This is a genomic window from Paenibacillus solani, from assembly GCF_001277345.1.
Classification (GTDB): Bacteria; Bacillota; Bacilli; order Paenibacillales; family Paenibacillaceae; genus Paenibacillus_AQ; species Paenibacillus_AQ solani.
Window position 1 is genome coordinate 352,023 of the sequence record NZ_LIUT01000006.1, and the last position, 26,140, is coordinate 378,162.

Annotated in this window: 23 protein-coding genes; 9 read left to right on the plus strand and 14 right to left on the minus strand. The window is 49.1% G+C overall.

Features of this window, described 5'->3' with window-relative positions:
- Positions 1-36: 36 nt before the first annotated feature.
- Complete coding sequence (locus tag AM231_RS22895; RefSeq protein ID WP_242615284.1) at positions 37-1,950, plus strand: cache domain-containing sensor histidine kinase; 1,914 nt, start codon at positions 37-39, stop codon at positions 1,948-1,950.
- Positions 1,925-3,508: a response regulator gene (locus tag AM231_RS22900; RefSeq protein WP_054404668.1), complete on the plus strand. Its 1,584-nt coding sequence runs from the start codon at positions 1,925-1,927 to the stop codon at positions 3,506-3,508. Before AM231_RS22895 ends, AM231_RS22900 begins: the two co-directional genes overlap by 26 nt.
- A gap of 210 nt (positions 3,509-3,718) precedes the next feature.
- On the opposite strand, the gene AM231_RS29270 is transcribed toward AM231_RS22900, so the two are convergent.
- On the minus strand, positions 3,719-3,871 hold the full coding sequence (locus tag AM231_RS29270) for a hypothetical protein (RefSeq protein WP_165593461.1): 153 nt from the start codon (positions 3,869-3,871) through the stop codon (positions 3,719-3,721).
- A 189-nt stretch (positions 3,872-4,060) separates the two neighbouring features.
- Positions 4,061-4,930: an AraC family transcriptional regulator gene (locus AM231_RS22905; RefSeq protein ID WP_054404669.1), complete on the minus strand. Its 870-nt coding sequence runs from the start codon at positions 4,928-4,930 to the stop codon at positions 4,061-4,063.
- 157 nt (positions 4,931-5,087) lie between these two features.
- Here AM231_RS22905 and AM231_RS22910 point away from each other — a divergent pair, with 157 nt between their 5' ends.
- Positions 5,088-6,482 carry an MATE family efflux transporter gene (locus AM231_RS22910; RefSeq protein ID WP_054404670.1) on the plus strand — a complete coding sequence of 465 codons (1,395 nt, stop codon included), beginning with the start codon at positions 5,088-5,090 and terminating at the stop codon, positions 6,480-6,482.
- Positions 6,483-6,630: 148 nt separating this feature from the next.
- Here the strand turns inward: AM231_RS22910 and AM231_RS22915 are convergent, their stop codons facing one another.
- Positions 6,631-8,631, minus strand: coding sequence for a S9 family peptidase (locus tag AM231_RS22915; protein ID WP_053490196.1), 2,001 nt, complete (start codon positions 8,629-8,631; stop codon positions 6,631-6,633).
- Positions 8,632-8,920: 289 nt separating this feature from the next.
- Here AM231_RS22915 and AM231_RS22920 point away from each other — a divergent pair, with 289 nt between their 5' ends.
- The 3 genes from AM231_RS22920 (at position 8,921) to AM231_RS22930 (ending at position 10,993) form a co-directional block, all read left to right on the plus strand.
- Positions 8,921-9,505, plus strand: coding sequence for a nitroreductase family protein (locus AM231_RS22920; RefSeq protein ID WP_053490195.1), 585 nt, complete (start codon positions 8,921-8,923; stop codon positions 9,503-9,505).
- Between the two features lie 98 nt (positions 9,506-9,603).
- Complete coding sequence (locus AM231_RS22925) at positions 9,604-9,975, plus strand: hypothetical protein (RefSeq protein ID WP_053490194.1); 372 nt, start codon at positions 9,604-9,606, stop codon at positions 9,973-9,975.
- 187 nt (positions 9,976-10,162) lie between these two features.
- Entirely contained in the window at positions 10,163-10,993 is an 831-nt protein-coding gene (locus tag AM231_RS22930) for an aldo/keto reductase (protein WP_053490193.1), read from the plus strand.
- A gap of 159 nt (positions 10,994-11,152) precedes the next feature.
- Here the strand turns inward: AM231_RS22930 and AM231_RS22935 are convergent, their stop codons facing one another.
- The 9 genes from AM231_RS22935 to AM231_RS22975 form a co-directional block, all read right to left on the minus strand.
- Complete coding sequence (locus AM231_RS22935; RefSeq protein WP_053490192.1) at positions 11,153-12,658, minus strand: MDR family MFS transporter; 1,506 nt, start codon at positions 12,656-12,658, stop codon at positions 11,153-11,155.
- A gap of 284 nt (positions 12,659-12,942) precedes the next feature.
- Positions 12,943-13,296, minus strand: coding sequence for a VOC family protein (locus tag AM231_RS22940; RefSeq protein ID WP_053490191.1), 354 nt, complete (start codon positions 13,294-13,296; stop codon positions 12,943-12,945).
- A gap of 54 nt (positions 13,297-13,350) precedes the next feature.
- Positions 13,351-15,813: a UvrD-helicase domain-containing protein gene (locus tag AM231_RS22945; RefSeq protein WP_053490190.1), complete on the minus strand. Its 2,463-nt coding sequence runs from the start codon at positions 15,811-15,813 to the stop codon at positions 13,351-13,353.
- 246 nt (positions 15,814-16,059) lie between these two features.
- A complete protein-coding gene (locus tag AM231_RS22950; protein ID WP_054404671.1) occupies positions 16,060-17,316 on the minus strand; it encodes an anti-sigma factor in 1,257 nt (418 codons plus the stop codon).
- Positions 17,313-17,813 (minus strand): sigma-70 family RNA polymerase sigma factor, encoded by a 501-nt coding sequence (locus AM231_RS22955; protein WP_053490188.1) that lies wholly within the window; start codon positions 17,811-17,813, stop codon positions 17,313-17,315. The genes AM231_RS22950 and AM231_RS22955 overlap by 4 nt, the downstream gene beginning before the upstream one ends.
- Before the next feature lie 214 nt (positions 17,814-18,027).
- Positions 18,028-19,128 carry an ArnT family glycosyltransferase gene (locus AM231_RS22960; protein ID WP_242615285.1) on the minus strand — a complete coding sequence of 367 codons (1,101 nt, stop codon included), beginning with the start codon at positions 19,126-19,128 and terminating at the stop codon, positions 18,028-18,030.
- A 122-nt stretch (positions 19,129-19,250) separates the two neighbouring features.
- Entirely contained in the window at positions 19,251-19,481 is a 231-nt protein-coding gene (locus AM231_RS22965; RefSeq protein ID WP_053490186.1) for a hypothetical protein, read from the minus strand.
- 109 nt (positions 19,482-19,590) lie between these two features.
- Positions 19,591-21,450: a bifunctional diguanylate cyclase/phosphohydrolase gene (locus AM231_RS22970; protein ID WP_053490185.1), complete on the minus strand. Its 1,860-nt coding sequence runs from the start codon at positions 21,448-21,450 to the stop codon at positions 19,591-19,593.
- A 265-nt stretch (positions 21,451-21,715) separates the two neighbouring features.
- A complete protein-coding gene (locus AM231_RS22975; protein ID WP_053490184.1) occupies positions 21,716-22,333 on the minus strand; it encodes a DUF5317 domain-containing protein in 618 nt (205 codons plus the stop codon).
- Between the two features lie 299 nt (positions 22,334-22,632).
- Between AM231_RS22975 and AM231_RS22980 the strand changes: the two genes are divergently transcribed.
- The 3 genes from AM231_RS22980 (at position 22,633) to AM231_RS22990 (ending at position 24,259) form a co-directional block, all read left to right on the plus strand.
- Positions 22,633-22,836: a cation transporter gene (locus tag AM231_RS22980; RefSeq protein WP_053490183.1), complete on the plus strand. Its 204-nt coding sequence runs from the start codon at positions 22,633-22,635 to the stop codon at positions 22,834-22,836.
- Between the two features lie 189 nt (positions 22,837-23,025).
- Positions 23,026-23,766: an oxygen-insensitive NADPH nitroreductase gene (nfsA, locus tag AM231_RS22985; RefSeq protein WP_053490182.1), complete on the plus strand. Its 741-nt coding sequence runs from the start codon at positions 23,026-23,028 to the stop codon at positions 23,764-23,766.
- A gap of 316 nt (positions 23,767-24,082) precedes the next feature.
- A complete protein-coding gene (locus AM231_RS22990; RefSeq protein ID WP_053490181.1) occupies positions 24,083-24,259 on the plus strand; it encodes an aspartyl-phosphate phosphatase Spo0E family protein in 177 nt (58 codons plus the stop codon).
- A gap of 34 nt (positions 24,260-24,293) precedes the next feature.
- On the opposite strand, the gene AM231_RS22995 is transcribed toward AM231_RS22990, so the two are convergent.
- Positions 24,294-25,112 carry a TatD family hydrolase gene (locus AM231_RS22995; RefSeq protein ID WP_053490180.1) on the minus strand — a complete coding sequence of 273 codons (819 nt, stop codon included), beginning with the start codon at positions 25,110-25,112 and terminating at the stop codon, positions 24,294-24,296.
- Positions 25,113-25,257: 145 nt separating this feature from the next.
- A complete protein-coding gene (locus tag AM231_RS23000; RefSeq protein WP_054404672.1) occupies positions 25,258-26,106 on the minus strand; it encodes an ABC transporter ATP-binding protein in 849 nt (282 codons plus the stop codon).
- Positions 26,107-26,140 lie beyond the last annotated feature (34 nt).

Sequence of the window (26,140 nt, forward strand, 5' to 3'; positions counted from 1 at the left end):
TATAGAACACGGGATGTGACGGACAGGATGAAACGAATGGCAGCACTTATTCAATCGTTTACCTATTGGTTTGGCCGCAGATCGATGCAGAGCCGTTTGGTAGCGGCTTATATCTTGATTTTGCTCATACCGAGCATCATCGTGTCGAATTACTTTTTTAAACAGATCCGGGATACCTACATCAGCGATGCTCTGAATCAGAATTCGTTCCTGCTAGAAATTGAGAGAATGAACATGCTGAATCAGATCGAAGCGATTGAAATGGCTGCACAGCTGGCGATCTCGGATGAGGAGATTAAGGATTATTTGCGGGTCCATGAGGAGCCTGACTCTGCCTGGCTATACAATCTGGTGTGGGGTCCGATTAAGGACTTACAGCGTATTCAGATTAACAACCCCAATATTACACATCTTCGTATCTTTACAAACAATCCGAACATTTTAGAGATGTGGCCCATCATTTTTCAGGAAAAACGGGTTGTGAACGAGCCATGGTATCCGAAGACGAAGAAGCTAAACGGCGGGGAACTGTGGGTATTTCATCATCGTGATCCGGACATATTGCAGCGCTACGCGGCAGATGCATCCGAGGAACTGCCCAAAGTATCACTCATCCGACAAGTTCCTGAAGGAAGCTATACAGCCCTGGTCCAGGTCGATATGCTGCTGAAGTATTTTGCGCCGAAGACCTTTGCCGGTATTCTGGATGATAGCTCGCAGATGGTTATTGCCGATGGGGAAGGGCAGCTGTTTATGGACAAGAACCAGTTGTTCATGAGCAGTCAAGAAGGGCTGCCTGATGAGGTCAAGGCTCAATTCGCGAAACTGAAGCAGCGTACCGCCGATAGCGAAGACACGGTTCATGCCCAGTTTAGTTATAACGATTCATCGTATTTGCTGATTGCGACGCCCATGAAACGGCTGGATGCCCATTTGCTCAATATCGTTTCTCTGGAAGGAGCATTAAATAACGTGTCCAAGGCCCAGGGACAGATTATAGCAGTGAACATCGGACTGATTATTTTGTTATCGATCATTACCTACTATATGAATTCCATAATCCTGAAGAGTCTTCGCCGATTGACCGAGGCTATGAAAAGAGTTCGCAAGGGAGAGGTGACTGCGGGCATTGCCATTCAGGGTGGCGGTGAGGTTGGAGAATTAGCACATCATTTTAATAAATTGCTTCGTACCATAAATGAACTGATAGCTCAAGGAGTACGAAAGCAGGCGGTAACGAAGGAAGCAGAGCTGCGTACCCTGCATAATCAGATCGACTCTCATTTTCTCTACAATACGCTTGAAAATATTAAGATGCTCGCCGAAATCGAGGGACAGCGAACGATCTCGGATGCCTTAACCTCATTAGGCGGAATGATGCGCTACAATTTCAAATGGTCGGGTGAATACGTCAAGTTAAGGGATGAGGTTCGTCATATCCAGAACTATATCGATGTTATGAATATCCGTTTTGATGAACCGATCCAGCTGAGACTTAATATTCCGTCAGAATTCATGGAGCTTGAGCTATTAAAGATGTCGCTCCAGCCGATCGTGGAGAATGCCGTCAAGCACGCCTGGCCTGAAGCACAGGATCAAGAGAAGCAGATCAAGATCGATGTCATCGCTTGGGAGAAGGATCAGATCACGATTCACATCACAGACAATGGTATCGGCATTGAGCCCTATCGGCTTGGCAGACTGACCGAGATTTTGCGGACGACAGATCATGAAGAGCTCCCTTCGGGAGACTACGGACGCGGTGGAGTACAGGCAGGAGGCATCGGGCTGCGGAATGTGCATCAGCGAATCCGGTTGTTCTATGGGAATGATTACGGAATCGAAGTGAAGAGCGAACAAGGGAAATACACGCAGGTGACCATGACATTCCCTAAGGTTCTGTTAACAGGAGGAGGCAGCGGACATGAGAAATCTGATAATCGTGGATGATGAGAAGAATATTCGGACCGGGCTGAAAGCGATGATTGAGCGGGAGTTCCCCCATCAATACGAAATCCGCCTGGCTGCCCAGGGTCAGGAAGCGCTGGATTATCTTCATCAGCAACCGGCGGATATTATCATTACTGATATCCGAATGCCGGTGATGGATGGTATCCAGCTGATTGGGGCAATAGCTGATTGGGAAGAACCAGTGCAGGTAAAGCCTGTCATTCTGATTCTAAGCGGATATGATGATTTCGAATACGCAAAGGCTGCGATCCGCTACCAGGTGAAGGAGTACCTCCTTAAACCGATCCGCCGCGAAGAGCTGTTCGCTGCACTCCGAAAAACAGAAGAAACGTTGAACTGGCAAGCTGATCTGCATAACCGGATTAAAGCCAGTGAGCTGCATCTCCAGCAGCTGCAGACCCATCGATTGAGAGAGCTGCTGGAACAGCCGCCAGCACGAAGCGAAGACATGGATACCCTTGCGAAGGAGATTGGATTTGATTCGTTTGTGAAGCCGTTCAAGGTGGCGGTGATGAGATACAAGTATGAGAACGGCAATGCCATGAATAAAGATGAGCTCAAGCAATTGACCGAGAAAATAGTCATGTCCATGGAAGGGCGAATCCATGCTTGCTTCCCGGACAGTGCAGGAAAGCTGGTGCTCATCGGCAGTCCGGACGGACAGTTCGAGGAGCTTGCGCAGCAGTTTACCGAGCGGGAGATGGATGGGCTGTTTATGGGGATTAGCCGCGAGGGATTCACGGTTGAAGATATTAGGCCCTGCTATAATCAGGCGCTGAGCGCATTAAACTATACGTTTATACATCCGAACGTCAAGCTAATGAGTCATGGTGATATCCAAGGGAAATTGCATACATATCCGATGCCGGATGAAGCTATCCGTAAACTCGGCAATATGCTTGGTACGGAACGGGAACGGGAGATCAAGGAGCTCCTTCTTGATATTTTTCATATCGAGGATATGCCGGATGTGGCCTTGGATTATTTGGAGCATGTCAGCAAGCAGATCAATGAGCGGGTGCTGGATGAAGTGTTCCGCGTTTACGGGGAGTCCATGGTAGAGGTGCTGAAGCTGTACCGGAAGGTAGGGACGATGGACAATTATCGGCATTTCCACTCGTATTTCAGAAATCTGGAGCATCTGCTGCTGCATGTAAATGAATATATCAAAGGCATCCGTTCAGCCCACAGCGAGCATTCTGAAATGAAAGCAGCGTTGATGTATATGGAGGAGAATTACCACCGGCCGCTTAATATGGCGATGGTCAGCAATCATGTGTCTTTGAACTACTCATATTTCAGTGAAGCGTTTAAGGTGCATACAGGTGAAAACTTTGTGGTATATCTTAAGAAACTGCGGATTTCAAAAGCCAAGGAGCTGCTGCGGGATGACACGATGAAACTGGCCGACATTGGCAATGCCGTCGGGTTCGAGAACACCAAGCAATTCTCACGTGTATTTAAAGAGCTGGAAGGGGTTTCGCCTCATGAATACCGGATCAAGGTGCAAACCGATGCGGGACTAAGGCAAGAATAGGCTCAATTGATGCTTACCCATCATCTCGCCGCATCTCTTGATTGATGCGGCGGGATTGCAAATGATGAGAAGTCGCGGTGGTGGTCGCTTTGGATATAAAAGAAGTAGCGAAAGACTAAGGACGCCTGTATGCCATACATTACCCGAGCGGGTGACAGTGTGGCACGGCGTCCTTTCTATTGGAGGATTATGCAATCCTTGTATATAAGATTATTGAGTGGCTGCTTCCAGGGTGGATAGGGCCATTTCCATTTTGCGGGTGATTTCTTTCTGCCATTTCATATCTCCAAGCTGGATCGCAAGATTCAGCATATCCAGATAATCGTCTATTTGCAGAGAACAGCGGCGGGAAGTCGTCTTCATAAGTCAATCGGCTCTCCTTTATATATAAACTCTCCAAGCAGAGCAAGTGTGAACATCGGGAGTTTATATTCTCAATGGATTCTCACTTGTCCGGTAATGATAATCATTATCATGTAGCTGATTCTTATTATAAAGAGTTCCCGCTCAGGTTGCAAGCCACTTTCTCAGATTTTTTTACATATTCAAGAATTAATTCATGAAGAACCGCTGTCTGTATTTACGAGGCGATATGCCTTCCTGTTTCGTGAAACAAGAAGTGAAGTAGGCCGCATGGTTAAAACCGACTTCTTCGGCAATCCGGCTGATATTGAAGTCTGTTTGCATCAGAAGCATTTTAGCTTGTTCAATCCGGTAGTGCTGCAGATATTCAACGGGTGAACATCCGAATTCCTTCTGCATGCAGCGTGCGATATAGACAGGATGAAAGTTAATGCGGTCGCCCAGTTCCTGTACCTTGAACTCCTCTTGGTAGTGCTTGCGTAAGTAAGCGGCAGCCCGCTCGGCGCAGGCAGAAGAGGGGGAAGACACTGGTACATTCAGTGCGGCTGCCAGCTGCTCGATAAGCTCTTGAAACACCACCTGCTGGCGCCATAGAAATTTGGCCTGATGACCGTATTGAACCAGTGATGACAAGGTTGCCAGAAATTCCATAGTCTTCTCGGGCTGAGGAAGGGTGCCGAACTGAGGAATGTTTACGGAAAAATAATTCGGCGTCATCGCCTTCAATTCGGTAACCTCGTCTCTTCTCGGCGCGTGAACAGCTTCATCCGCATGCCAAGCACCGGACGTCTGAAAATGAAGCCAGTAATAATCGGTTTCTTCGGTGCAACCTGTTGTGCCGAAATGATGTGTATCGGGACGCAGGATCAGGAACATGCCAGGCTTGATCTCGTAAGGATTGCCATTCTCCGTGACATTGAGCTGCCCTTTGATGACAACGAGCAGGTCGAAGATGCCGATGTTTTTACGGTTGGGATGACGCCCATTCACCGGGGCGCGGGTTAGACCGCTGTTGATGTACTCCGGCAGCGGCGGTACGGTAAAATTCAAGATCGTCATAAGAAAGCCCTTTCGTGATGTTTGAGGTTGGAAATTTGATAGTTTTCGTTCGGATAATGATATTATACCTCCAGTATACCATCTATAATTTGAGAAGGTTAAACACCATTTTTTATAGGAATTGGGTTTAATCCTTACATCATGGGCGGAGGTTGGAATGTTGGATAAGAGTGTGAATAAGTTTACACTATGGGTCCTTGCATGGCCTATATTTATTGAGCTGTTCCTGCAGTTTTTATTGGGAGCGGTGGATACATTGATGGTGAGCAGGATATCGGATGACGCCGTTGCGGTGGTAGGCTTCTCGAATCAGTTGTTTCAAGCCATGACCACATTGTTTATGACGGTTGCGAGTGGTGCTGGTATTCTCATTGCCCAGAAAATTGGCTCGCATAAAAGAGGAGAGGCTCGAACGATCGGCATCATGGCACTGAGCGTCACGACGATCATCGGTTTGGTGTGCAGTGTGATATTGTTTGCGATGCCGGAAGCCATCGCTTCGATACTGCAGCTGCCGGACCGTCTGCTGCCGCTCGCCGGGACATACATTTCCATCGTGGGTGGGGGAATGGTGCTGATTGCCATGATGGCAACGATGAGTACCGTTATCCGTAATACGGGGAACACACGGGCTCCGATGTATGTGGCCATTGGCATGAATATCATCCATGTGATTATGAACTACGGGTTTATATTCGGCGCTTTTGGCTTTCCGCAGTGGGGACTTACCGGTGTCGCAATCTCGACGGTCGTCAGCAGATTGCTTGCCGTATTCTTGCTGTTGTATATATTCCTTCGTTCATTCGAATATCGGATCAAGTGGAAGGAATTCCGTGTGTTTAACCGTCCGCTGTTCGGTGAAATTCTAAAAATCGGATGGCCGCTCGGCATCAATATGTCTTGCTGGGTCTTTACGCAGCTGATTATATATTCTTTTATTGCAACGCTTGGGGCTGCGGAACTGGCCGCCCGGACGTATATGAATACACTGGAATCGTTCTGTTTTCTGTTGGGCTCGTCGATTGCGATGGCTGCCCAGATCCAGATCGCGCATCTGTTTGGCGCCGGAAAGATCAAGGATGCTTATCGGAGCGCCTATCGCGCGCTCGGGATCGGAGCCATTTACGTTATCGTCAATGCCTTCCTTCTGTTTGTCTTTGGCAAACAGCTGCTGGGGCTGTTCACGGAGGATAAGACGATCATTGCGATCGGTGCATCGCTGCTGGGCATGAATTTGATTCTCCAGCCTGGCAAAATGCTGAATATGGCACTCGGCAACTCGCTCAATGCCATTGGAGATACAAGATTCACGATGTATATTTCACTCGGCTCGATGTGGCTTGTCGCTACGGTGCTTTCTTACGTGCTCGGCGTCCACATGGGATGGGGACTCATCGGAATCTATTCCTGCATGATTGCAGACGAATATTTGCGGGGTGTGCTGTCTTTCTTCCGCTGGCGCGGGCAGAAGTATTTGCGAAAAGCGGAACAACACGAGCCTTCGGTGAGTCATCAAATCACACCGATGGAAGTAATGCCAACGCAAGCGTAATTGCGGTTATAGTAAGGGAAAATGCAGGAGCAAGCAGGAGTTCATCTTATCCGGAATGAACCATGCTTTTGAATATCAAACAGTTGAACAAAAAAACAACCATCCCGTCGTGTGTTTGTCTCATAGGGGATGGTTATTTGTGTTTGGTTTATCTATCGATATGTTCTACGAACCAGCGGACAATATGACTCAAACGCTTCACTCGCAGATGCGGATGGCCGCTTCGGGATAAGTTGTGATCCGCACCAGGGAAACGGATGAACTCGGTTGTCCGTCCCAGCCGCTTCAATGCGATAAACAGCTGTTCTCCCTGCTCGATTGGGCAGCGGAGGTCCTGCTCGCCGTGAAGGATGAGCAGCGGCGTGTTGATGTCCTTCACGTAAGCGAGTGGGGAATGCTTCCACAGCTTCTCGAGATCGTCCCAAGGATTGCCCCAGATTTGATCCTGTGTAAAGGAATAGCCGATATCGCTGACACCGTAAAAGGAGATCCAGTTACATATCGAGCGCTGGGTGACCGCAGCCTGGAACCGGTCGGTATGACCGACGATCCAGTTGGTCATGAAGCCGCCGTAACTGCCGCCGGTAACGCCAAGACGAGAGGCATCGATATATGTGTAGGTGTTCAAAACATAATCTACGGCTTCCATCAGATCCTGGTAATCCCGCCCGCCGTAATCACCTCTCACGGTGTTGACGTGAACTTGCCCATACCCGTGGCCGCCCCGAGGATTGGTGTAGAAGACGGCATAGCCGGCTGCTGCCAGCAGTTGAAACTCGTGCATGAATGTGTGTCCGTACATGGCTTGCGGACCACCGTGAATTTCAAGCACAGCCGGGACTTTGGCACCTTCCATAAAGCCGGCAGGCTTCATGATCCAGCCTTGGATCGGCCAGCCGTCCGACGTACGGAACGTAAAGGTTTCCGGCGTGCTAAGCGTGAGCTCGTTCCATAGCTCCTCATTACAGTTCGTCAGGCGGCGTTCCTCGAGGCTGATTGCAGTGAAGCTGAACAGATCACCGGGCTGCAGCGGGTCGGCAGCGGCAAATACCACATTCTCCTCCGGCGTCAGTGCAAATTGGTACACTTCGCGTTCACCTGAGACCACCAGCTCGAAGGATGAACCGTCCAAGGCGAACCGCCCAATATGGACGCCGCCATCCTGGCTAAGCTGCAGGTATACCGATTGGCCGTCCTTGCTGAACAGGGGTGGTGTTCCTGCCCCGGAACGCATATCGCTGACCGCAGTATGCCCCAGCTGTACATCCATATCCTTATACAGAACCTGCGATTCTCCGCCAGTGAGCGGGACCAGATGGATCTTGGTCAGTGTAGCGAAGCCGCAGCTGAGGTCGCTGGCAAGCATCAGCACATACTGTCCATCCGGAGTGAAAGCAATGGAGCCAATCGACAATGTTCCGTCCGTAATTTCTGTTACAGATTCGGTAGAAAGGTTCATCACGGATACATCGTTGGTCAAACGAAGATCCGGATCTGGAAATTGCTCAGTGGCAAGACTGCAGCTGTACGCGATGTGGCTGCCATCCGGTGACCAGGCAAAGGAGTATACGTCATAATCTCCCTCAGTCAGTTGTTTGGATTCCGTAGCAGACGGATCTATGAGATATAGATGATGTCGACGTTCATTCCACAATCCCGCGCCATCGGCTTTATATTTAATGCGCTTAATGATCATTTCTTCAGGCAGTTTATCTTTACTGTCTTTGTCTTGTTCTTCGTTTTCCGCAGACTCTGTCCCCATTGCTTCGCTTCTAACCAACAGTCGGGCGCTATCCGGTGACCATTTAAAGGCGCTGACCCCATATTTCAAGTCAGTAACCGAATGGGCTTCTCCACCTGTGGCAGGCATGATCCATACCTGCGGCTTATCGTCCTTTTTACGCAGGAAGGCAAGCTTTGACCCATCAGGGGACCAGGCTGGCGCGGTGTCCGCTTCACCTGAAGTGAAGGATAGATCCGGGCCCCCATCCGAAGGAAGCAGGCGAATGTGAGAGCGGTAACCATCTTTTTTCTCACTCACGGACTTATGTACATACGCGATCGCTCCGCTGGCTGGAGATACGACAGGGTCATTCACCCAGTGCATCCGGTATAAATCTTCGGGGGTTATAAGTCGTTTGTCGGTCATGTATCTTCCTCCTAATCTTCTGTGTGAGTTAAATCTCATTATCCCAGGTAATGGAATAGAAATCTATATGAAAGTAGGAGTAGGAAGACAGCGACTCGGTTCAAATCTTAGTGAAATAGAGAGTGGATTGCATATTTCTACTAAACTATATTTATGAAAATCGCAGATTAATCTTCATATGGTCAATTTAGGAGCTATACGACACGCTATTTGCTATAATTGAGACAGGCTCTCATTTAGAGGAATGTACTGTAAGGCCAATAATATAAATCTCGGGAGGAATTTAGTTATGAACGTAAGTGAAGCGATCCGCACGCGCCGCAGCTTTGGCAAGGTCAAGCCTGATGCTGTACCGCAGGAGTGGATTGAGCAAATCGTAGAAGCAGGGACATGGGCGCCGAACCACAAGCTTACGGAGCCGTGGAAATTTTTTGTCATGCAAGGGGAAGGTCGGAACGTCCTTGGTAATGCCCTCGGCGATATTCAAGCTGCCGGCAATGAGGATAAGAGCGAAGAAGCCATAAACGCTGCACGTGAATCGGGACGTACGAAAGCCTATCGTGCACCGCTTGTCATCGGAGTAGCCGTTGAGCCGTCTACAGATCCGAAGGTGATTGAGCTTGAAGAATACGGGGCGGTATTTGCCGCCATTCAGAATATGCTCCTGCAGATTCATGAGCTTGGACTTGGTGCTGTGTGGAGAACGGGCGAGCCGTGCTTCCATGAGCTAATGAATCAAGCATTCGGATTGAAGGCTCAAGATAAAATGCTTGGTTTCCTCTATATCGGATATCCGGATATGGAGCCGAAGCAGGGTAAACGCCAACCGGCAGCGAGCAAGACCGTATGGCTTAACAGTCCTTCTGACCTATAATCGCTCTACCCTCAACCGCAAAAATCCGGTATAATGACCCTAAGTTTGTCGAGGGTGACATAGCATCCGGGCGATTGACGCAAGGGGAGTGTAAGTGGATGAAATTTCGTTTCATGCAGTGGGATCTGGGGAGCAAGCTGATTTTTATAGCAACCTGTTTAGCGATTGCCTCTTTCTTTTTCAAATGGTTGGATATCGGTGTTGCCGCAGAGAATGGATTTTTGCAGGGCGGCGTGTTCTTCATCGTTTGTTTCATCTACCCATTTATTAAAGTGGTCCGCGAGAAGAAGATGAGCAAGCTCATTGCCTATGTTTTTGCATTGGTGGCTATCATATTAACGATGATGTACGTATCATCCAAAACGGTTGATTTCTTTGGACAGACGATAAGAGGTGCCGCTGCGGGACCTTATCTGTTCCTGGCAGCATGCGGTTTGCTGAGCTTTGGTATTTTTAGACGCAAGAATTAGTGAACGCAGCACATCCGTGCCATATAAAATCATAGGGAATAGGCTGTACCTGGAGGCGGCATGCTGCCAAGAGGTGCGGCCTATTTGGCTTTAGGGGCAACGTTGAGCGGGGTACCGGAATTTTGATATACTGAAGAAAGCGGCTTTATAACCGCTCCATTATTACATAAACAGGAGGGAATTCAGAATGGCCAATCACATTTTTACCGATGGACCTACTTTGAACAATGGCGTAACGATGCCGTGGCTGGGCCTTGGCGTATGGAAGACCAAAGAAGGCGAAGAGGTTATTCAATCCGTAAAATCAGCCATCGCTGCAGGATACCGCAGCATTGATACAGCAGCCATCTACGGCAATGAAGAGGGTGTAGGGCAAGCCATTCGCGAATCCGGCGTGTCGCGTGACGAGCTGTTCATCACAACTAAGGTATGGAACGATGATCAGGGTTATGAGCAAACGCTGCAAGCTTTTGAGACAAGCCGCAAGAAATTGGGGTTGGATTTCCTTGATTTATATCTCGTGCACTGGCCGGGAAAAGATAAATACCTGGACACCTGGAAAGCATTGATCCATCTGCAAAAGGAAGGTCTTGTCCGGTCCATCGGTGTCAGCAATTTTCAAATTCGCCATCTGCAGCATATCATTGAGGATACCGGCGTAGTTCCGGTTGTCAACCAGGTGGAGCTGCACCCGCTTCTTTCCCAGAAGGAGCTGTTAAGCTACGCACGCGAGAACGGTATCGTTCTGGAAGCATGGAGCCCATTGATGCAGGGTAACCTTGATCAACCGACGCTGGTTGAGATTGCAGAGAAATACGGAAAAACGGTGGCGCAAGTGATTCTGCGCTGGGATATTCAGAATGGCGTTATCGTCATACCGAAATCCGTTAAAGAACATCGTATCCGTGAAAATGCTGGCATCTTTGATTTCGAGCTTTCGGCAGAAGATATTGCGGTCATTGACGGCTTGAACCAAAACAAACGTTTTGGATCGAATCCGGATGAGGTTCTGTTCTAATTTACGCCATATATAAAGAGCGAGCACGCCCTATACTTGAGGGTGTGCTCGCTCTCTTTTTTGTTATGTTTATTCGCTTGCAGTCCGGATGTCGTCCGGAGGAAGGTTTCCTTCCAGCAGGACCCCGAGGAAGACTCGAGCTCCTTCACAACTCACTAGCTAGGCTCTTCCTTGGCTTTTAGAGGGAAGAGTGATCCGTTCGTTACCCATCAAGAACACGAACACCAGTGCAAGGACGGCTGGTACAAGCGCCCACATAAACGTCCCAGCGATGGAGTCCGCCAAAGAGTTCGTGATCTGTTCACGTACTTCCGGCGGGAGCTGTCCCATCACTTCAGGTGAAAGGGCGGCATCTGCACTTAGCTGGGTACCGGCAGGGGCGCTGTCACCTGCTTCCGCAAGTCGACTGTTCAGGCCGTTTCGCTGAATAATACCGAAGATTGTAATTCCGACCGTCATGCCGAATGAGCGGAGGAAAGAATTCGTTGATGTGGCCGCACCGCGCTGTCTCGCATCAAAATTATGGATGGAGGCCATGCTGAGTGTGGAGAACGAGAATCCGACGCCAAAGCCGGTCAGAACCATGAACAACGTCAACAGGTAGCGCGGCGTATCCGGACTTATCGTACTCAGGCAGAATATGCCTGCGATGAAACAAATGACGGACAGAATCATAATGTTTTTGAACGAGGTCCGGGTTGTCAGCATCCCGCCGCTTTGACTGCCGGCTACGCTGCCGAGCATCATCGGCATCAGAATGAGGCCCGAATTGGTCGCGCTGCCACCATACACACCGCTGACGAAGATCGGAATGTAGATGGTAGCCACAATAAAGGTGGCGCCATAGAACAGGGCTACGATATTACTCGAAGCAAACAGCCGCTTGCGGAACATTTGAAATGAAATGATCGGCTCGTCAGCCCGGGTCTCTGCAAAGAGAAACACGATAAACAACGCTAGGAATCCAGCAAACAGACCTAAAATTTGCGGTGAATCCCACGGATAGGTTTGACCACCAAGCTCCAGCCCGAACATCAGGCAGATGATCGCGCCTACGAGGGTGGCAGCTCCGGTCCAGTCAATCTTCTGTTTGACATGGGAGCGGGACTCCTTGTAAGACGTCATGATGAGGATGAAGGACACGATTCCGATCGGAACATTGACATAGAATATCCATTCCCATCCGATGCTGTCGGTAATAAAGGCGCCAAGCAGCGGTCCCATGATGCTGGATGTGCCGAAGACAGCGCCGAGTAGTCCTGTCATCTTACCACGCTTCTCCGGCGGGAACAGGTCGAATACGATCGTAAATGCAATCGGCATTAGAGCACCGCCGCCGATTCCCTGAATCGCGCGGAAAATAATGAGCTGTGTCATGCTTCCCGCCATTCCGCACAAGGCAGACCCGACCAGGAAGACGACGAGCCCGAAGATAAAGAACCGTTTTCGTCCATACATATCAGACAATTTGCCGAATATCGGCGTGCCCGCCATAACGGCAACCATATAGATGGAGGTTACCCAGACGACCTGGTCAAAGCCCTGAAGATCGCGGATAATCGTCGATAATGCAGTCGCTACGATGGTATTATCGATCGCGGACATGAAAATACCGAGCAGCAACCCAGTCACGACTAATTTGATATTGCTTTGTTGTGCATTCATGTGAAGATGCTCCTTTTTCATATTCAACTATGTACATACTATTTAAATTTGAACCATAGAGTGGTTATATTGTAGCTGGATTAACAGAGGTTAGCAAGAAGTTTCATGCAGCCGCCTGTTTCTATAGTCTGCATAAGAAAACAAGGCCAACCCTGTATGCTGCGAAAAGGGCCTTGTCATTCGCAGGATAACCGCCTGCAAAGATGCCTGTGCCTGTAAATCCATCATGTATGATTTGATTTCTCCACAATAACACGGCCGGGATGAGGTTGCATACGTGAAGCTTAGCAGTTCATCTGCGGCGATTTTGGATCCAGCTGCATAAATTCGATCCGGTTGCCGTCCGGGTCCCTTGCCCAGCACTGCCAATTGAAGTCCTTTCCCTGGACCGGCTCGACGTCCAGCTTCACGCCTTGATTGCGAAGATGCTCCGCCATTCGCTCAATATCTTCGACTTCCAGACAGAGATGGGAGAACCCTACGGGCTTGGCTATCTGCTCCGGCTTATTTTGCCCTCCGTAAAACAGCTCGATAAACTGACCCTCTGTCACCTTAATGTACTCAATCCAAGGCTCACCCTGATCATTCGGAATATCAAAGGCACGGGTAAAAGGGAGATCTCGTCTTGGAACAAACATGAATGGCCTACATGCATTTATTGATTATTTAGTTATGCCATCAATTACGAGCCTTTAGCGTCTATGCGGCACCGGTACTTCCTTTTTTCCTTGGGTCATGGGCGATTGGCATAGAGGGCAGAGCTTGTTCTCCCGGTTCCCTTTGCCCGCAGCAGCCGGGATTCTTGCAGTGACCCGCTGCCAGCCCTTGCAATGAGCCCCCGTGCACAGCCACACATCGACGATCTCCATGGCAGTGGGTGCAGCCATGTCCCGAGAGTTCTGTACGGGGTGTACACCTGAACCGCTGAGCCGACTTACGGGAGTTGCTGCAACCGTGGATCTTTGGCCAGCAGAAGAGGACGTGGACGAATGCTTGGCAGATGTCTCTATGCGAACCGTACGCTTTGCAGTAAAGGATCGGTGTGTCGATGACTTCGCGTCCTTGCCCGGGATGCTATTACCTTGCTTACTCTGTTCATCCGTGACGAATACATCCCGGAAGAAGCGGGAAACCTCCGCTTTTCGTCCCCGATAAAAGCCTGGTGAGCTGATAATGAGTTCGTCTCGTGCTCTCGTGATGGCGACATAAGCCAATCTGCGTTCCTCTTCGAGCGCATCCAGTGCTTTAACCTCTCTGTCCGACAACGGACGCTGATCATCCCGGCGCTCTGCGTCCAATGCGGATGTATGCGGAAGAATGCCCTCGCTTGCCCCGATCAGCGATACAGAGGGGAACTCCAGCCCTTTGGATTTATGGATGGTCATTAAGCGGACGGCATCGGCATGTTCGTCCCGTTTCATGGCCGCCATTTCCTTATGGATGGCGATTAACCGATCGACAAATTCGACGAATTCGGCGATATGGTCAAAGCGCTTGGCGGAAGCCTCCAATTCATCCAGCGCCTCCTGTATGAATTCCTTATGCAGCGTAATCTCCTGCCGTTCGTCCGCCTCCAGAAATTTATCGTAGAATTGGCGCCTCATTTCCTGAACAGCTTGCAGCGGCTCCATCGCTTTTAATCCCTTGATGAGCTTGGAACGGCCTCTGATATTCTCAATCTGAAAATCCTTCAGGCCGGGTAAGGACAGAAGGTGAGACAGCGGGCCTTTCTTGGGCCTCGGTGCGTCCTGCTGCCGGATGAAAGCCATGCCCTTATCCCGATTGATGTAAAGCGTATGAAGCATGCCTTCCATCGCCGTGAAATTGCGCCGGTCCAGCGACAGCCGCAGATGATCCAGAAGCGGTTTGACGATCCACTGCTCATAGAACAGATCGCCGTTCTCGTAATGAATAAACGGAATTTCCCGCATGACGAGCTGTTCAAAGATAGCTCGGCTGTTGTTTGCGGTTCGGTACAGAATTGCATGATCGCGGTATTGCTTTTCGTGCTCCCGGACCTGCTCGGTAATATAGGTCAGCAGCAGCTCGGCTTCTTGGTCGGGATCGCCGGGACGAAGATACAGCGGCACACCACTGCTCTTGCGGGTAGATCGCAGCTGCTTGGAACGGCGGCGCTCATTGACGCGGATCACTTCATTTCCCAGCCCGACGATCGAAGAGAGGGAACGGTAATTGATATCCAGTGTCACCACCTTGGCGCCGGGAAAGGTCTGGTCGAATTCCAGAATGAATTCGTTGCGTGCACCGTTGAAGCCGTATATGGTTTGGTCATCGTCACCGACAACCATCAGATTGCGATGCGGAGCGACGATTTTCTTCAGCAGCTCATAAGGGAGCAATCCCGTATCCTGGAACTCGTCGACCATAACATATCGGTATCGCCTCTGAAGGGAGGCAAGCAAACCAGGATCATGAGACAGCAGATGGTAGGACATGACCAGAATATCATCGAAATCCATCTGGCCATGATCTTCCTTCCAAGCTTCATAACGGGCGAATATTTGCTTTTGCTCCACATCGGCAGGTGTTTTGGCAGGCAGCTCTTCAAGCCTGGTCATGTTCATTCGATGGGCAGACCACAGCGATAGCAGCGTTTCGGCTTCGTAGCTGTCCTGCAAGCCCATTTCCCGCAGGATGCGCTTCATGATAAATTGCTGATGCCTGGCATTGCTCAGAATCTCCTGCTTGTAGCCGCGGGTTCGCAGCAAGTACAGGAAGAAGGAATGGAAGGTTCTTGCCGTTACCTTGGCGGTCTCGTTTGTTCGCAAACCGGGAAGTGCCATAATGCGTTCCTTCATTTCTGCTGCCGCCTTGGAAGAGAAGGTAACGAGCAGGATCGAAGCAGGATCAACCCTTTTGGCAGCTATGAGATAGCCTGTCCGGCTGACCAGTACGGAGGTTTTGCCGGAGCCTGCTCCAGCGAGCGTAAGCAGCGGTCCTTGTGTATGTCGTACGGCCTGGATTTGGGCGCGGTTCAACAGCAGCCCCTGGGATTCCAAGCCGCGAAAAAAAGCCGCATCCGGCACATCATCGGAAATCAGGTCCCGGCTGTTCTCGAAGGAAGCCAGCTTCGCAAACGGAATATCCTGACGCTCACCGCCGTACGGGCGTTTATAGAAGGGTATGGATGTCATGTAATTCACCAATCATTTCGTATTTCGATTATCGTCTTACCAGTTTAACGGATTCGTGGAAGTCTGGCAAAGCACAGGAGACAAACGATCGAAACATAGGCCCTTCATGACCTATCATTGATATGGAATAACAAAAATCCCGGGCCTTTCGCGTGAAGCGAACACCGGGATTTCTTATCATTCCGTGTCATTTGAATTTCATCTTAACCAGCAAGCGATGCTGCGCTTGTTAGCCACAGGCTTCCCTTATTCGCTCCAATTCCACAGGCGCACTTCTCCGACCCGCAAATCTTGCACCCAGGAAACCTCGCGCAGGGTCAACAGCTCCTTGACAGGACCGGTTACAACAGCCCCATAGAGCTGGACGCCATGCTGTTCTACGTAAGCCAACGAAGCATCTATATCGATGAACGGAGCCACTCGGTCAGCAATCAGTTCATACTCCTGCAGCAGCCGCAGCGATTTTATGAAATGTTCATTTCGCAGCTCTCCATCCCCATACGTTTCCAAAGAGGGGTAATGTCCGCCGCTGAACGATACTTTGCCGAACCAGCCACTTTTTTCTTCCCCGTATGAGGTTACCGTCAGATCATCATTATGCCAGACGGGCATAGCCGGAAAGCCGACGGGATCGGAGATGATTCCATCATGGCCCCCAAACCGGTCATCCGGTCCGGTATCGACGGCAAACCAGATCGCTTCCATATCCAGATTCTCAAATTCCTTGAGCAGTTCATCGGTCGAGAAGAAGCGGTTAAATGATACATAAGCTTCGGCTACCGTACCCTCGGGGAGCTTCTTTAGCCTGGACCAATCGCCGCTTTTGGCAGAAGACGCATCCTTCTTTTGTTCTTTTGCCGACTGTTGACCGCTGCCATTCTCCGCATCAGCTAGGGCAGAAGCTTCAGATTTGCCATCCGGCCGTTGGAAAACTTGAGAGGTACCTGTGCTGAGTCCGTTCCAATCCTCCTTGACCGATGGCAGCCCGAACAGGAAGTTGACGGAGTATTCACCGACCGTCACGCGATCATCGCCTACGCGCTTTTTCATATCCCCGTATACTTCCTGCATGAAGAAGACTTTGCCCTGACTGTTCAGCGAGACATCAATATTAGGATGGGAAATCGAGATAGCGGAAGCAATGGCATCCCGGTATTTATCGTTTCGGCTTGGATCACCCATCCCGTAGAATAGTGCCGTTAAGATCGAGCTAATGATGGATATAGCCAGGAATGCAGACAGGACAGTCAGCGTATTAGAGATGCGAGCCTTCCATTTTCCCCTGCGCACGATCCGCTTTTCTTTTTTGGGAGAGAGACCTGATGGTTTGCCCTTAGCATGCGCACGCTTATTGTTATCTGCCTCCGCTTGGTCCATCAACTCGTTTACGTAAGCCTGGTATTCCTCCAGTTTCTCGATTTCGCGTTCGACTTCCATTTTTTCTTCGTCACTTAACTTCCCGTCTTCGTAATCTTTTAGTCGCTGCTTGAAATCTTCGCTCATCCTAACTCCTCCTTTCGTTTCATGTCCCGCAGCCGCTGCCTGGCCCGAAACAGTGTAATCTTGATATGCGATAAGGTAATGCCCATGATGTCCGCGGCCTCCTGATACGTGAATTGGTGAAAATCGACCAGGAGGACGGCCTGTCGCTGCTTGTCGGGAATCTGGGAGAGCATCTGTCCGATTTCCCGGTGAATCTCTTGCTGGAGCAGCGTACTCTCGGGTGTATTCTGATCAACCATCTGTTCGAAAAAGGCAGCATCTTTGACGAGACTGCGGCTTGCTTTACGCTGATAATCAACATAAGCGTTGTGGGCCACCCGGAATAACCATGGCTTTATTCGTTCTTCCTTCCAATCCTCAAGATACAGATAAGCCCGGTAAAAGGTCTCTTGCACCAGATCTTCCGCCGTATGGTGATCATAAGAGAGGGAGTAAAGATAACGGTAAACGTCCTTCACATAATATTGATAAATTGATTCCAGACTGTTCAGTTTCATGGCCTCCCCTCTAGGTAATACACGTATAACCCAAGCATAAAGTTACAGTTTCGGCTGAACTAAATGATATAGGGACTATAGGATTTGCAGAGATAAGATAGGCGCAGCTATTGGTGGACAAGTTTAAACATATATAAAAAAGCGCCCGAAAAGAGTGCTTTCAGGCGCGGCCGGGATTATGAGCGAAGATTTAGCCAGGCATTACGGTTTCATCCTATTTACGCAGCAAGCGTGTCTTATGGGCGTAGAGGATCGCTTTGTCAGCCAAGAATGCGGCATAGAGGAGCAGGAAGACCGAGTAGGGGAATCCGGTTCCATCCAGACTGGGAACAAACCATTCGGCAGCAATAAAATACAGCAATGTCAGCAGGACGGGAAGCTGCCGCTTCAGGCGGTATTTCCACACGGACCAGATGACGCCGGCAACCCCGGCGAACAGCATCACAAGACGGACGGCATCCAACGCGGATTGCACGATTTTTCTTGCATCCTCATTTCCGATCGCAGCTGCATATTTGGAGGTCCGGCCGGCAAAGATGCTGCGGAACAGATGAACGATGGGATTGCCTTCAATATATCTGGATTCCAGCCACAGCGAGGCTAAATTCCATGGCCCGGACATATACATCAAGCGGTTGAAAAGAGGGATGTTCAACCACCATGGCGACAGGATAAGCAAATAACCCATGCCAATGAGGAGGATTCCGCCGATTACGATTTTGATGGGGCTGCGATACTTGATCCAAAAGGCAATGAATAGCACCGGATACAGCAGCGCCTGCAGATTGTAGCAAGCCATCAGCGCTGTTAGTGCCCCGGCCGCAGCATACCAGCCAGCCTGTTTCAATTCCAATGCCCCGATGACTGCACAGACGAGGAGAAGCATCAAGGTTTGCATGGCAATATCGGGCAAGATCAGACGGACTGCGCCGTATGCCGGCCAGAACAGCGCATAGATCGAGCACGAGAGAAAAGCAATTCGCGTATTAAACATATAGCGGGAGAGCACAAACACCAGGTAGACAGAAAAGGCATGAAAGACGCATTGAAGCAGCTGATAGGCTACCAGGGCAGCGTCAATGCTTCCGAACAAGGCGGCAAGTCCGGCAATCATAAGCGGCACACCGGGCATGACACGAGAAGCGTGGTATTCCAGCTCTTCGCCGGGGTGGCTGATCATGGCCGCACTTTGGATATATCGTTCTTCGATGACGCTGCTTATGCTCGGGGTACGTTCATGAAGGCCGGTCAGCACCAGCAAACATGACATAACCAGAACCACAGCGATCAGGATCAGAAGCATTCTTCGCTGCATGCGGGTTAATGTCCATATCGAAAACAAAGGGTCCACTCCACTCTATATAATCTAACTAAAAAGGCTCCGCCATAACGGAGCCCTACGGTCAAGTTGCACTGCAGCCATTAGACCATCTCATGCTAGAAGCCGCTGTGATACTTGTCATCACTGGATGAACGCTGTTTTGATGTGCCGTCTCGCTGTTTTTCTTCCTCGCGTTCCAGCCTGGCATCTTCCATGGGAATGGGGTCCACATGCTGTTCGCTCTCAAACTTGTCGAACAGGCTTTCATTTTCCGTCGGATATTGTTCAGGGTGATCCATGTTACCGGGACCATTTTGAAGCGGAAGATTCTTTTTCTTATCAGCCACCGATTCTCACCTCATTATCATTAGGATACTACCTTTATACCTTTTTTGAGAGAGTATCAAACATTAAGATGGGACGGGGCGGGAGAATCATTCTGCAGCCGATTACTCATCAGGATGTCTCCAAGCTGGCGGCAGGCTGCTGCTGGGCTTCGGCTTTAAGCCGTAAATAACGAATGAACAGCTCGACAAGCTCCGGATCAAATTGCGTGCCCGAGCAGTGGAGCAATTCTTCAATTCCTTCCTCAAAGGTTTTGGTTTGCTGGTATGGCCGTTCCGTGGTCATTGCGTCAAATGAATCGATAATGGTCAGCATGCGGCACAGCTTGGGGATTTGACTGCCTTTGAAGCCGTGCGGGTAACCGCCGCCATCAAACCGTTCGTGGTGCAATTCAATATAAGGAACCAGTTCCTTGAACTTTTCGTTCGTTTCGGCAATGCGTTTGCCCCAGCTGACATGCCGTTTGACGGTTTCCCATTCGCTTGCTGTAAGCTTGTCCTTTTTATTAAGAATGGCCCATGGGATCTCCAGCTTGCCAATATCATGGATAAGTGCGCCGAGTACGAAATTGCGCTGCTCCGCACTATCAAGTCCGAGCACTTCGCTCATGTCCATCGCGTAGCGGAAGACACGCTTGGAATGTTTGAACGTATCCACATCTTTATACAAGAACAGCTTCAACTGCTGCTCGATATCGCGGACATCTTCCGCAAAGTCGATCTCGGATTCTTTTTCCGCACCGCTCCCGTATACATGCACATTGTTCTTTCCCTGTTTCTTGGCATAGTACAGAGCTTGATCGGCAAGCTCGACGAGCTGTGACTTGTCATGGATGTCAATTCGATACGCGGCCACGCCAGCCGAGAAGGAGAGACACCCGGAAGGGAAAATCTCGACGCCCTCAAAGTACGTGTCATTCAGCTTTTTGCGGAGCCTGTTCATAAAGGAGCGCGCTTGGTTGTCATCATAACCCGGCATAAGAATCGTGAATTCTTCGCCACCGAAACGAGAGGCTATCACCCCGGCTGCTTCGGCTTCAACTTTCAAATATTGGCCGAGGAACCCCAGAAGCATATCGCCTTTCAGATGTCCGAACTGATCGTTATATTTTTTGAAGTCATCGATATCAATCATGGCCAGGGATAATGGTGATTCCGTTGTCTTGGCTTTCTTGATTTCGTTGTCGAGCAGGTTTTCAAAATAACTATGATTATACAAGCCGGTCCGTTGATCTTTGATCGCCTTCTCCTGTAACTGCGTATACATGGTGAAGAGCTGCTTGAAAGAATAGGACAGCATGATGCTAAGACCTATAAATAAGGTAAGTCCGAACACGGCGTTATGTACGATGAGCACAGAGAGGACCAGAGACATTATGAGCGTACTCAAATAAACGAGCAGGGTATCTTTAATGAAGGACTTCAGGACGTCATATAAAGATCCGCGATATAATAAGTAATAATAGAATCCAATTAGAAACACATTGATAATAAAATACACAAGCAATGCGGCAAGATAGGCCCCAAATTGATTGTTGAGGATAGGTCCTGTCTGTCCTCCTGCTATCTTAAAAATAAGTGAGGATCCTACGATCATGAGTGTATATATGGAGAAATTAACGAAATGCTTCCAAAAGGGGACCTTTCTGTCATAGAGTGCGATCGCTAGAGTGTTGAATAGGATGACGGAAAGAGCGAAAGGAGCGCCATATATGAATATGCAAGCTAAGTAAACGGAAGAATCCATAGATTGCAAATTACCTTCGGGCGGAAGCTGGAAGGTAAAATAATTTAATATGAGGGCAGCACCTAACATCGCATAAACCCATACCCACTGTGAAGGGGAATAATGTATAAATTCTCCTTTATGCACTAGTAGAAAGGTTAAACAGCCCATAAGCGATATGAGTACAAAATACAGCTGTATCGGAAGCTTTTCCCGAGAAATCTTAGGACGCTTGAATATGGACATAACGGTTCTCCTCATAAAAACATGGTGTATTCTCCAATTTTAAGATATAACGGGGGGCAAAACAACGTAAAAGATGTAAAAAAACAGGCTGGAGTTCTCAGCCTGTTTTTTTTGTGTAAGGTAAGGAATTAGCCCAGTCTGTAACCGGAAGTCAAAGCAACAACTACGGAAGCAACGATGATTGCATTCAATACGATGCGGGAATACTTGATTTTATCAGTCTTTTTCACAGATCTCCCTCCTTTCCAGGTGGTATGATGTATGATTAATTTTGTGGTTCAACTTGCTCAGTCGTATCGGATGGTCGAGTAGGATTATGAGCGGTGGTATTCTTTCCTGAAGTCATGAGATGCATGATATAGAGGAAAATACCGATATTCATAATAATATCGCCGATACTGATGACCTGCGTTCTTGGATAAGGCGGGGATAGTGGAATGATGTCACCAAGAAGAGACAGGCGGGTCGTAGCATCCATTAAATAATGTTTGGTCGTAGCTGCCCCATCCATGAGCATGTCCACGTAGATGGGATCAAGAACAGAAGCTGCACTCATGGATACCGGCATTCTTCCGCCATTAGCAGCCATGACCAGGAAGTTGAGGAAGACCCCGGCTAATATGCTCCCAAACCCCTTCTGATCCCGGTTCATCCAGAGGAAGACCATGCCAGCAACATAGATGAACATAAATATATATCCGCTTGCGGAGGACAACCAGTCAGAATTTACTTGAAAACGGAATATAAGCAGCTGAACGATCAGGAGGATGGGGAAAATGATGCCGCCCCGTAGGCGAATCCTGCTGAATTGCTGCAGGCCATGACGGAATCCGCCTCGTATCAGTCCGACAAATAATCCCAGTATAATGCCGTCAAATACCATAATAAAGTTCCTACTTTCATAGTTCAATGTTCCCTATTCATAAAGATAGTTCGACAATGAATTGGTAATTCCTGCAACAAACAATCAAATTTTATTTAAAAAGGAATATTTTCATAAAAATTGCCCAGATATGCATGAATCAAACGATTTATGTACATTATAACAGACGGAAACAAGAAATATCTTCCTAATATTTCATATTATCCGTAGAAGAATTGAACCCTCAACGAACTTTACATACCTACGGGGGGTATAGTAAGGTTAGATTGTACAACATTATTGGATAGGAGGGCGACAGCATGAAACAAGTGACATTAACAGTGGAAGGCATGTCCTGTAACCACTGCGTGAACTCGGTTGAAGGCGCGCTAAAGAATGCAGGAGCTTCAGGGAAAGTCGATTTGGCATCGAGCACTGTAGCTGTTGAGTATGATGAAACCAAGGTTAGCCTTGAAGCATTGAAAGAGGCGATTGAAGAGCAGGGCTACGATATTGTGTCCTAATAGAAGCCCCGGTATATTAGGAAGCTTGAGGGCAAGAGCTGAGTTTGAGCCGGTTGCTAGTTATAGCATGCCGGCTTTTTGCATTGTTTCATAAGCTCTCTCAGGAGCTTGAAATATAGATTATAGGAGATCATTTTGCAGGAATCCTATTAAACCTTTTTATCTAAATCGAAGGAGTGATAATATCCGATGAATGATACAATTTCACTGCTAATGAACCATCGGTCGATTCGTAAATATTCGAATCAGCCCGTATCAGAGGAGCAGCTTAGAGCAGTCGTGGCTGCAGGCCAGATGGCATCTACCTCCAGCAATGTCCAGGCGTACAGCATCATTGCCGTCACCTCTCAAGAGAAGAAGCAGCGCTTGGCTGAATTAGCGGGAAACCAGGCGTATATCGTGGAATGTCCGGTATTTCTCGTATGGTGCGCAGATCTGTTCCGCTTGAAAAAGAGTACAGATGCGCTTTCGGCTGATCAAGAGACGTACGAAGATTCGACCGAGAACTTCATCGTGGCTACGGTGGATGCCGCTTTGGCTGCGCAGAATGCCGCGATTGCCGCAGAATCGCTGGGCCTTGGCATTGTATATATCGGCGGGGTTCGCAATGCCATTGCCGAGTTCTCCGAAGTTCTGGAGCTGCCGGAGCTGGTCTATCCCGTGTTTGGAATGTGCCTCGGCTATCCCGATCAGAAACCCGGACTGCGCCCCCGGCTTCCGATGGAAGCCGTTCTGCATCGGGACCGTTACGAGCGGGAGGCTGTAGAGGAAGTGAAGAATTATGACCGCATCTCTTCCGAATATTTATCCAAGCGTACCCAGGGCAAGAATAATACGCCATGGTCAGAGCTTATGGCCAAGCGTTTGGCGGAGCCGGTAAGACTGCATATGAAGGATTTCCTGGAAGGGAAAGGCTTCATGAGACGCTAGCAATGAGCATTGCGAATCCTACTGCGCCGTACAGGGGTTAAGGGCTTAATATCTCCCGGAAGTCTGTAAGAAGACTTAAGCGTTTCTATCATACACAGCAAAAGGCAGCAGAATAAGTAGAAAACTCCAACCCGCAGAATCATGAAATTTCATGATTCTGCGGGTTTTTTATGAAGGCTTGCGTTTAGTGGATTGGTGTATGAATAAGGAGGGGGGTGGGGAATATCTCCATATAATATCTCTTAATGTCTAATAACAAACATCCTAGAATTTTACATTAAAGTGTAAAATATTCCTGAGGAGGGGGTATTAAATCATGGAGACCAAGGAAGGTATAAAGTTTAATATCGAGCGAGAGCGCCATAAGCTTCATATCATGAAGCAGCGATATCGTGAATTTAATCATCCCAAAGTTCTCGGACAATCGCTTGTGCTCGATGAATTGATTAATAAGTATAACCGGTTCCTTAAAGAAAACAAGCCGATTGCTTAAGCATTCGACCTGTGAATTTTAAGGTATCTGTAATCTATAAATCATACAGCCGCATGGCATTCTCGTAGAGCTGCTTGCGGCCCTCCGGCAAGGATAATCCACGAAGCTCAGCCCAGGCAGCAGCGACTGCGGAGGTCATCCGTGGATGGGTCATCTGTCCGGTGAACTGGCCTTCGAACGGCCAAGGACCGTCGGTTTCGGTCATGACGAGATGCTCTGGATATCTGCTAGCGATATCACGAATCTCGTCATCATAAAGAATATCAGGGGTAAAAGAGATATAGTATCCCCTATCTGCCATCCGCTGCAGCGTATTACGGGAGCCTTTGAACCAATGGAAATGAGCACGAGTAAGCTTATGCTTTTCAAGTAAATCACATGCAATATCCGCATCTTCATACACAGCGTGCAGAATAACTGGCTTGTGATGCTCTTTTGCGAATGCAATGAATTGATCCAGCAGCTGCTCGTATGGGCGGTTATCCCACGAACGGCCCTTTGATTGGGCCTCCAGCCTGGCGTAATAGGGGAGGCCCACTTCTCCGACAGCAAGCATCTCATCGCTATGTTCAGCCATCCATTCCAGCAGCTCGTTCATTTCTGCGGAGGAAGGAAGAGCTTGTTCGGGGTGATAACCAAAGGCTGGCCGCACCATTGGCGCGTTTTGCCGGGCCAGCTCCAGGTTTCGCTTGCAGGATGCCAGGTGCATGGAGACAGAGATGACGGACTGGACCTCGCTATGCTGCATATCTGCGAGAATCTTTTGTTGATCGGATGCCTCATAAAGATCCAGGTGAATATGGGTGTCCATCAGAGGGAAGTCTGCTTCAGTTTGTCTTAATGATGTCTTCATTACATAACCTCACTTATAAGCTTCTGTGGAGCTTTTTATATATTATCCGTTCTTCGCAAGCATACAGCGCGGTACCTAACGTAACATGTTATCGCGGGAGACCGGGTGAAAAAGTCACTGCCAGCCGCTATGATTGCCTATTGCGTTACTCTAGATAAGATCCGCGTTTATGTTGTTCTTCCCGCATGATGGCGGAGATTTCGGTCCTTAATGCGATGAAGGACGGGTCTGTCAGCATGTCATCCCTGCGCGGACGGGGAAAGGGAACCTCTACCCGTTTCAAGATGGTGCCCGGGCGTGCTGATAGAATGTAGATGCTGTCCGATAGCAGCAGCGCCTCCTCGATATGATGGGTAATCATCAGCACCGAACGGCGCGTATCTTCCCAGATATCGAGCAGCCAGCGCTGCATATCGCTGCGTGTCAGCGCGTCGAGTGCGCTGAATGGTTCGTCCAGGCACATGACTTCCTGCGGGCTCATCAAGGCCCTTAGAAAAGCAGCCCGCTGTTGCATACCTCCTGAGAGTGTATGCGGGTATGCCTTCTCGAAGCCGGCCAGCCCCGCACGTTTCATCCAGTCGCGGGCACTTGCCCTGGCAGCAGCTTTCGATGTTCCTCTCAGTTCCTCGGGAAGGAGCACATTATCTTCTACCGTACGCCAAGGAAACAAGGCAGGCTGTTGAGGCATATAGGCGATACGTCCTTGAGCCCCGGTTACGTCCTGACCGTCCATGAAGATGGAGCCTGCATCCGGAGCCATTAAGCCGCCGATGATATGAAAAAGCGTGCTCTTCCCACTGCCGGAAGGGCCGATCATGGACACGAATTCACCGGGCCGCACTTGGAGCGAGAGGTTATTTAAGACATGTATCTCACTGCGCCGATCACGAAATGTTTTCTGCATGCCTCGAACCTCCAGGGCAGGGGCACATGAGGTTAAGGTTTGAGATTGGCCATGCCCGCCTTGGAGAGGCTGAGATCCTTGATGTGTCATACCGTGAACAGTCTCCTTTCCTATATAAATTGGA

What these genes read in the sequence shown, in the direction of transcription:
- AM231_RS22970 (WP_053490185.1), bottom strand. Translation starts at nt 21,450, where the DNA reads ATGTCCATATTCAAGCGTCCTAAGATTTCTCGGGAAAAGCTTCCGATA.
- AM231_RS22990 (WP_053490181.1), top strand. Translation starts at nt 24,083, where the DNA reads ATGGAGACCAAGGAAGGTATAAAGTTTAATATCGAGCGAGAGCGCCAT.
- AM231_RS29270 (WP_165593461.1), bottom strand. Translation starts at nt 3,871, where the DNA reads ATGAAGACGACTTCCCGCCGCTGTTCTCTGCAAATAGACGATTATCTG.
- AM231_RS22910 (WP_054404670.1), top strand. Translation starts at nt 5,088, where the DNA reads ATGTTGGATAAGAGTGTGAATAAGTTTACACTATGGGTCCTTGCATGG.
- AM231_RS22950 (WP_054404671.1), bottom strand. Translation starts at nt 17,316, where the DNA reads ATGAGCGAAGATTTCAAGCAGCGACTAAAAGATTACGAAGACGGGAAG.
- AM231_RS22945 (WP_053490190.1), bottom strand. Translation starts at nt 15,813, where the DNA reads ATGACATCCATACCCTTCTATAAACGCCCGTACGGCGGTGAGCGTCAG.
- AM231_RS22940 (WP_053490191.1), bottom strand. Translation starts at nt 13,296, where the DNA reads ATGTTTGTTCCAAGACGAGATCTCCCTTTTACCCGTGCCTTTGATATT.
- AM231_RS22900 (WP_054404668.1), top strand. Translation starts at nt 1,925, where the DNA reads ATGAGAAATCTGATAATCGTGGATGATGAGAAGAATATTCGGACCGGG.
- AM231_RS22960 (WP_242615285.1), bottom strand. Translation starts at nt 19,128, where the DNA reads ATGCAGCGAAGAATGCTTCTGATCCTGATCGCTGTGGTTCTGGTTATG.
- AM231_RS22925 (WP_053490194.1), top strand. Translation starts at nt 9,604, where the DNA reads ATGAAATTTCGTTTCATGCAGTGGGATCTGGGGAGCAAGCTGATTTTT.
- AM231_RS22905 (WP_054404669.1), bottom strand. Translation starts at nt 4,930, where the DNA reads ATGACGATCTTGAATTTTACCGTACCGCCGCTGCCGGAGTACATCAAC.
- AM231_RS22935 (WP_053490192.1), bottom strand. Translation starts at nt 12,658, where the DNA reads ATGAATGCACAACAAAGCAATATCAAATTAGTCGTGACTGGGTTGCTG.
- AM231_RS22930 (WP_053490193.1), top strand. Translation starts at nt 10,163, where the DNA reads ATGGCCAATCACATTTTTACCGATGGACCTACTTTGAACAATGGCGTA.
- AM231_RS22980 (WP_053490183.1), top strand. Translation starts at nt 22,633, where the DNA reads ATGAAACAAGTGACATTAACAGTGGAAGGCATGTCCTGTAACCACTGC.
- AM231_RS22915 (WP_053490196.1), bottom strand. Translation starts at nt 8,631, where the DNA reads ATGACCGACAAACGACTTATAACCCCCGAAGATTTATACCGGATGCAC.
- AM231_RS22895 (WP_242615284.1), top strand. Translation starts at nt 37, where the DNA reads ATGGCAGCACTTATTCAATCGTTTACCTATTGGTTTGGCCGCAGATCG.
- AM231_RS22920 (WP_053490195.1), top strand. Translation starts at nt 8,921, where the DNA reads ATGAACGTAAGTGAAGCGATCCGCACGCGCCGCAGCTTTGGCAAGGTC.
- nfsA (WP_053490182.1), top strand. Translation starts at nt 23,026, where the DNA reads ATGAATGATACAATTTCACTGCTAATGAACCATCGGTCGATTCGTAAA.
- AM231_RS22975 (WP_053490184.1), bottom strand. Translation starts at nt 22,333, where the DNA reads ATGGTATTTGACGGCATTATACTGGGATTATTTGTCGGACTGATACGA.
- AM231_RS22955 (WP_053490188.1), bottom strand. Translation starts at nt 17,813, where the DNA reads ATGAAACTGAACAGTCTGGAATCAATTTATCAATATTATGTGAAGGAC.
- AM231_RS22995 (WP_053490180.1), bottom strand. Translation starts at nt 25,112, where the DNA reads ATGAAGACATCATTAAGACAAACTGAAGCAGACTTCCCTCTGATGGAC.
- AM231_RS23000 (WP_054404672.1), bottom strand. Translation starts at nt 26,106, where the DNA reads ATGACACATCAAGGATCTCAGCCTCTCCAAGGCGGGCATGGCCAATCT.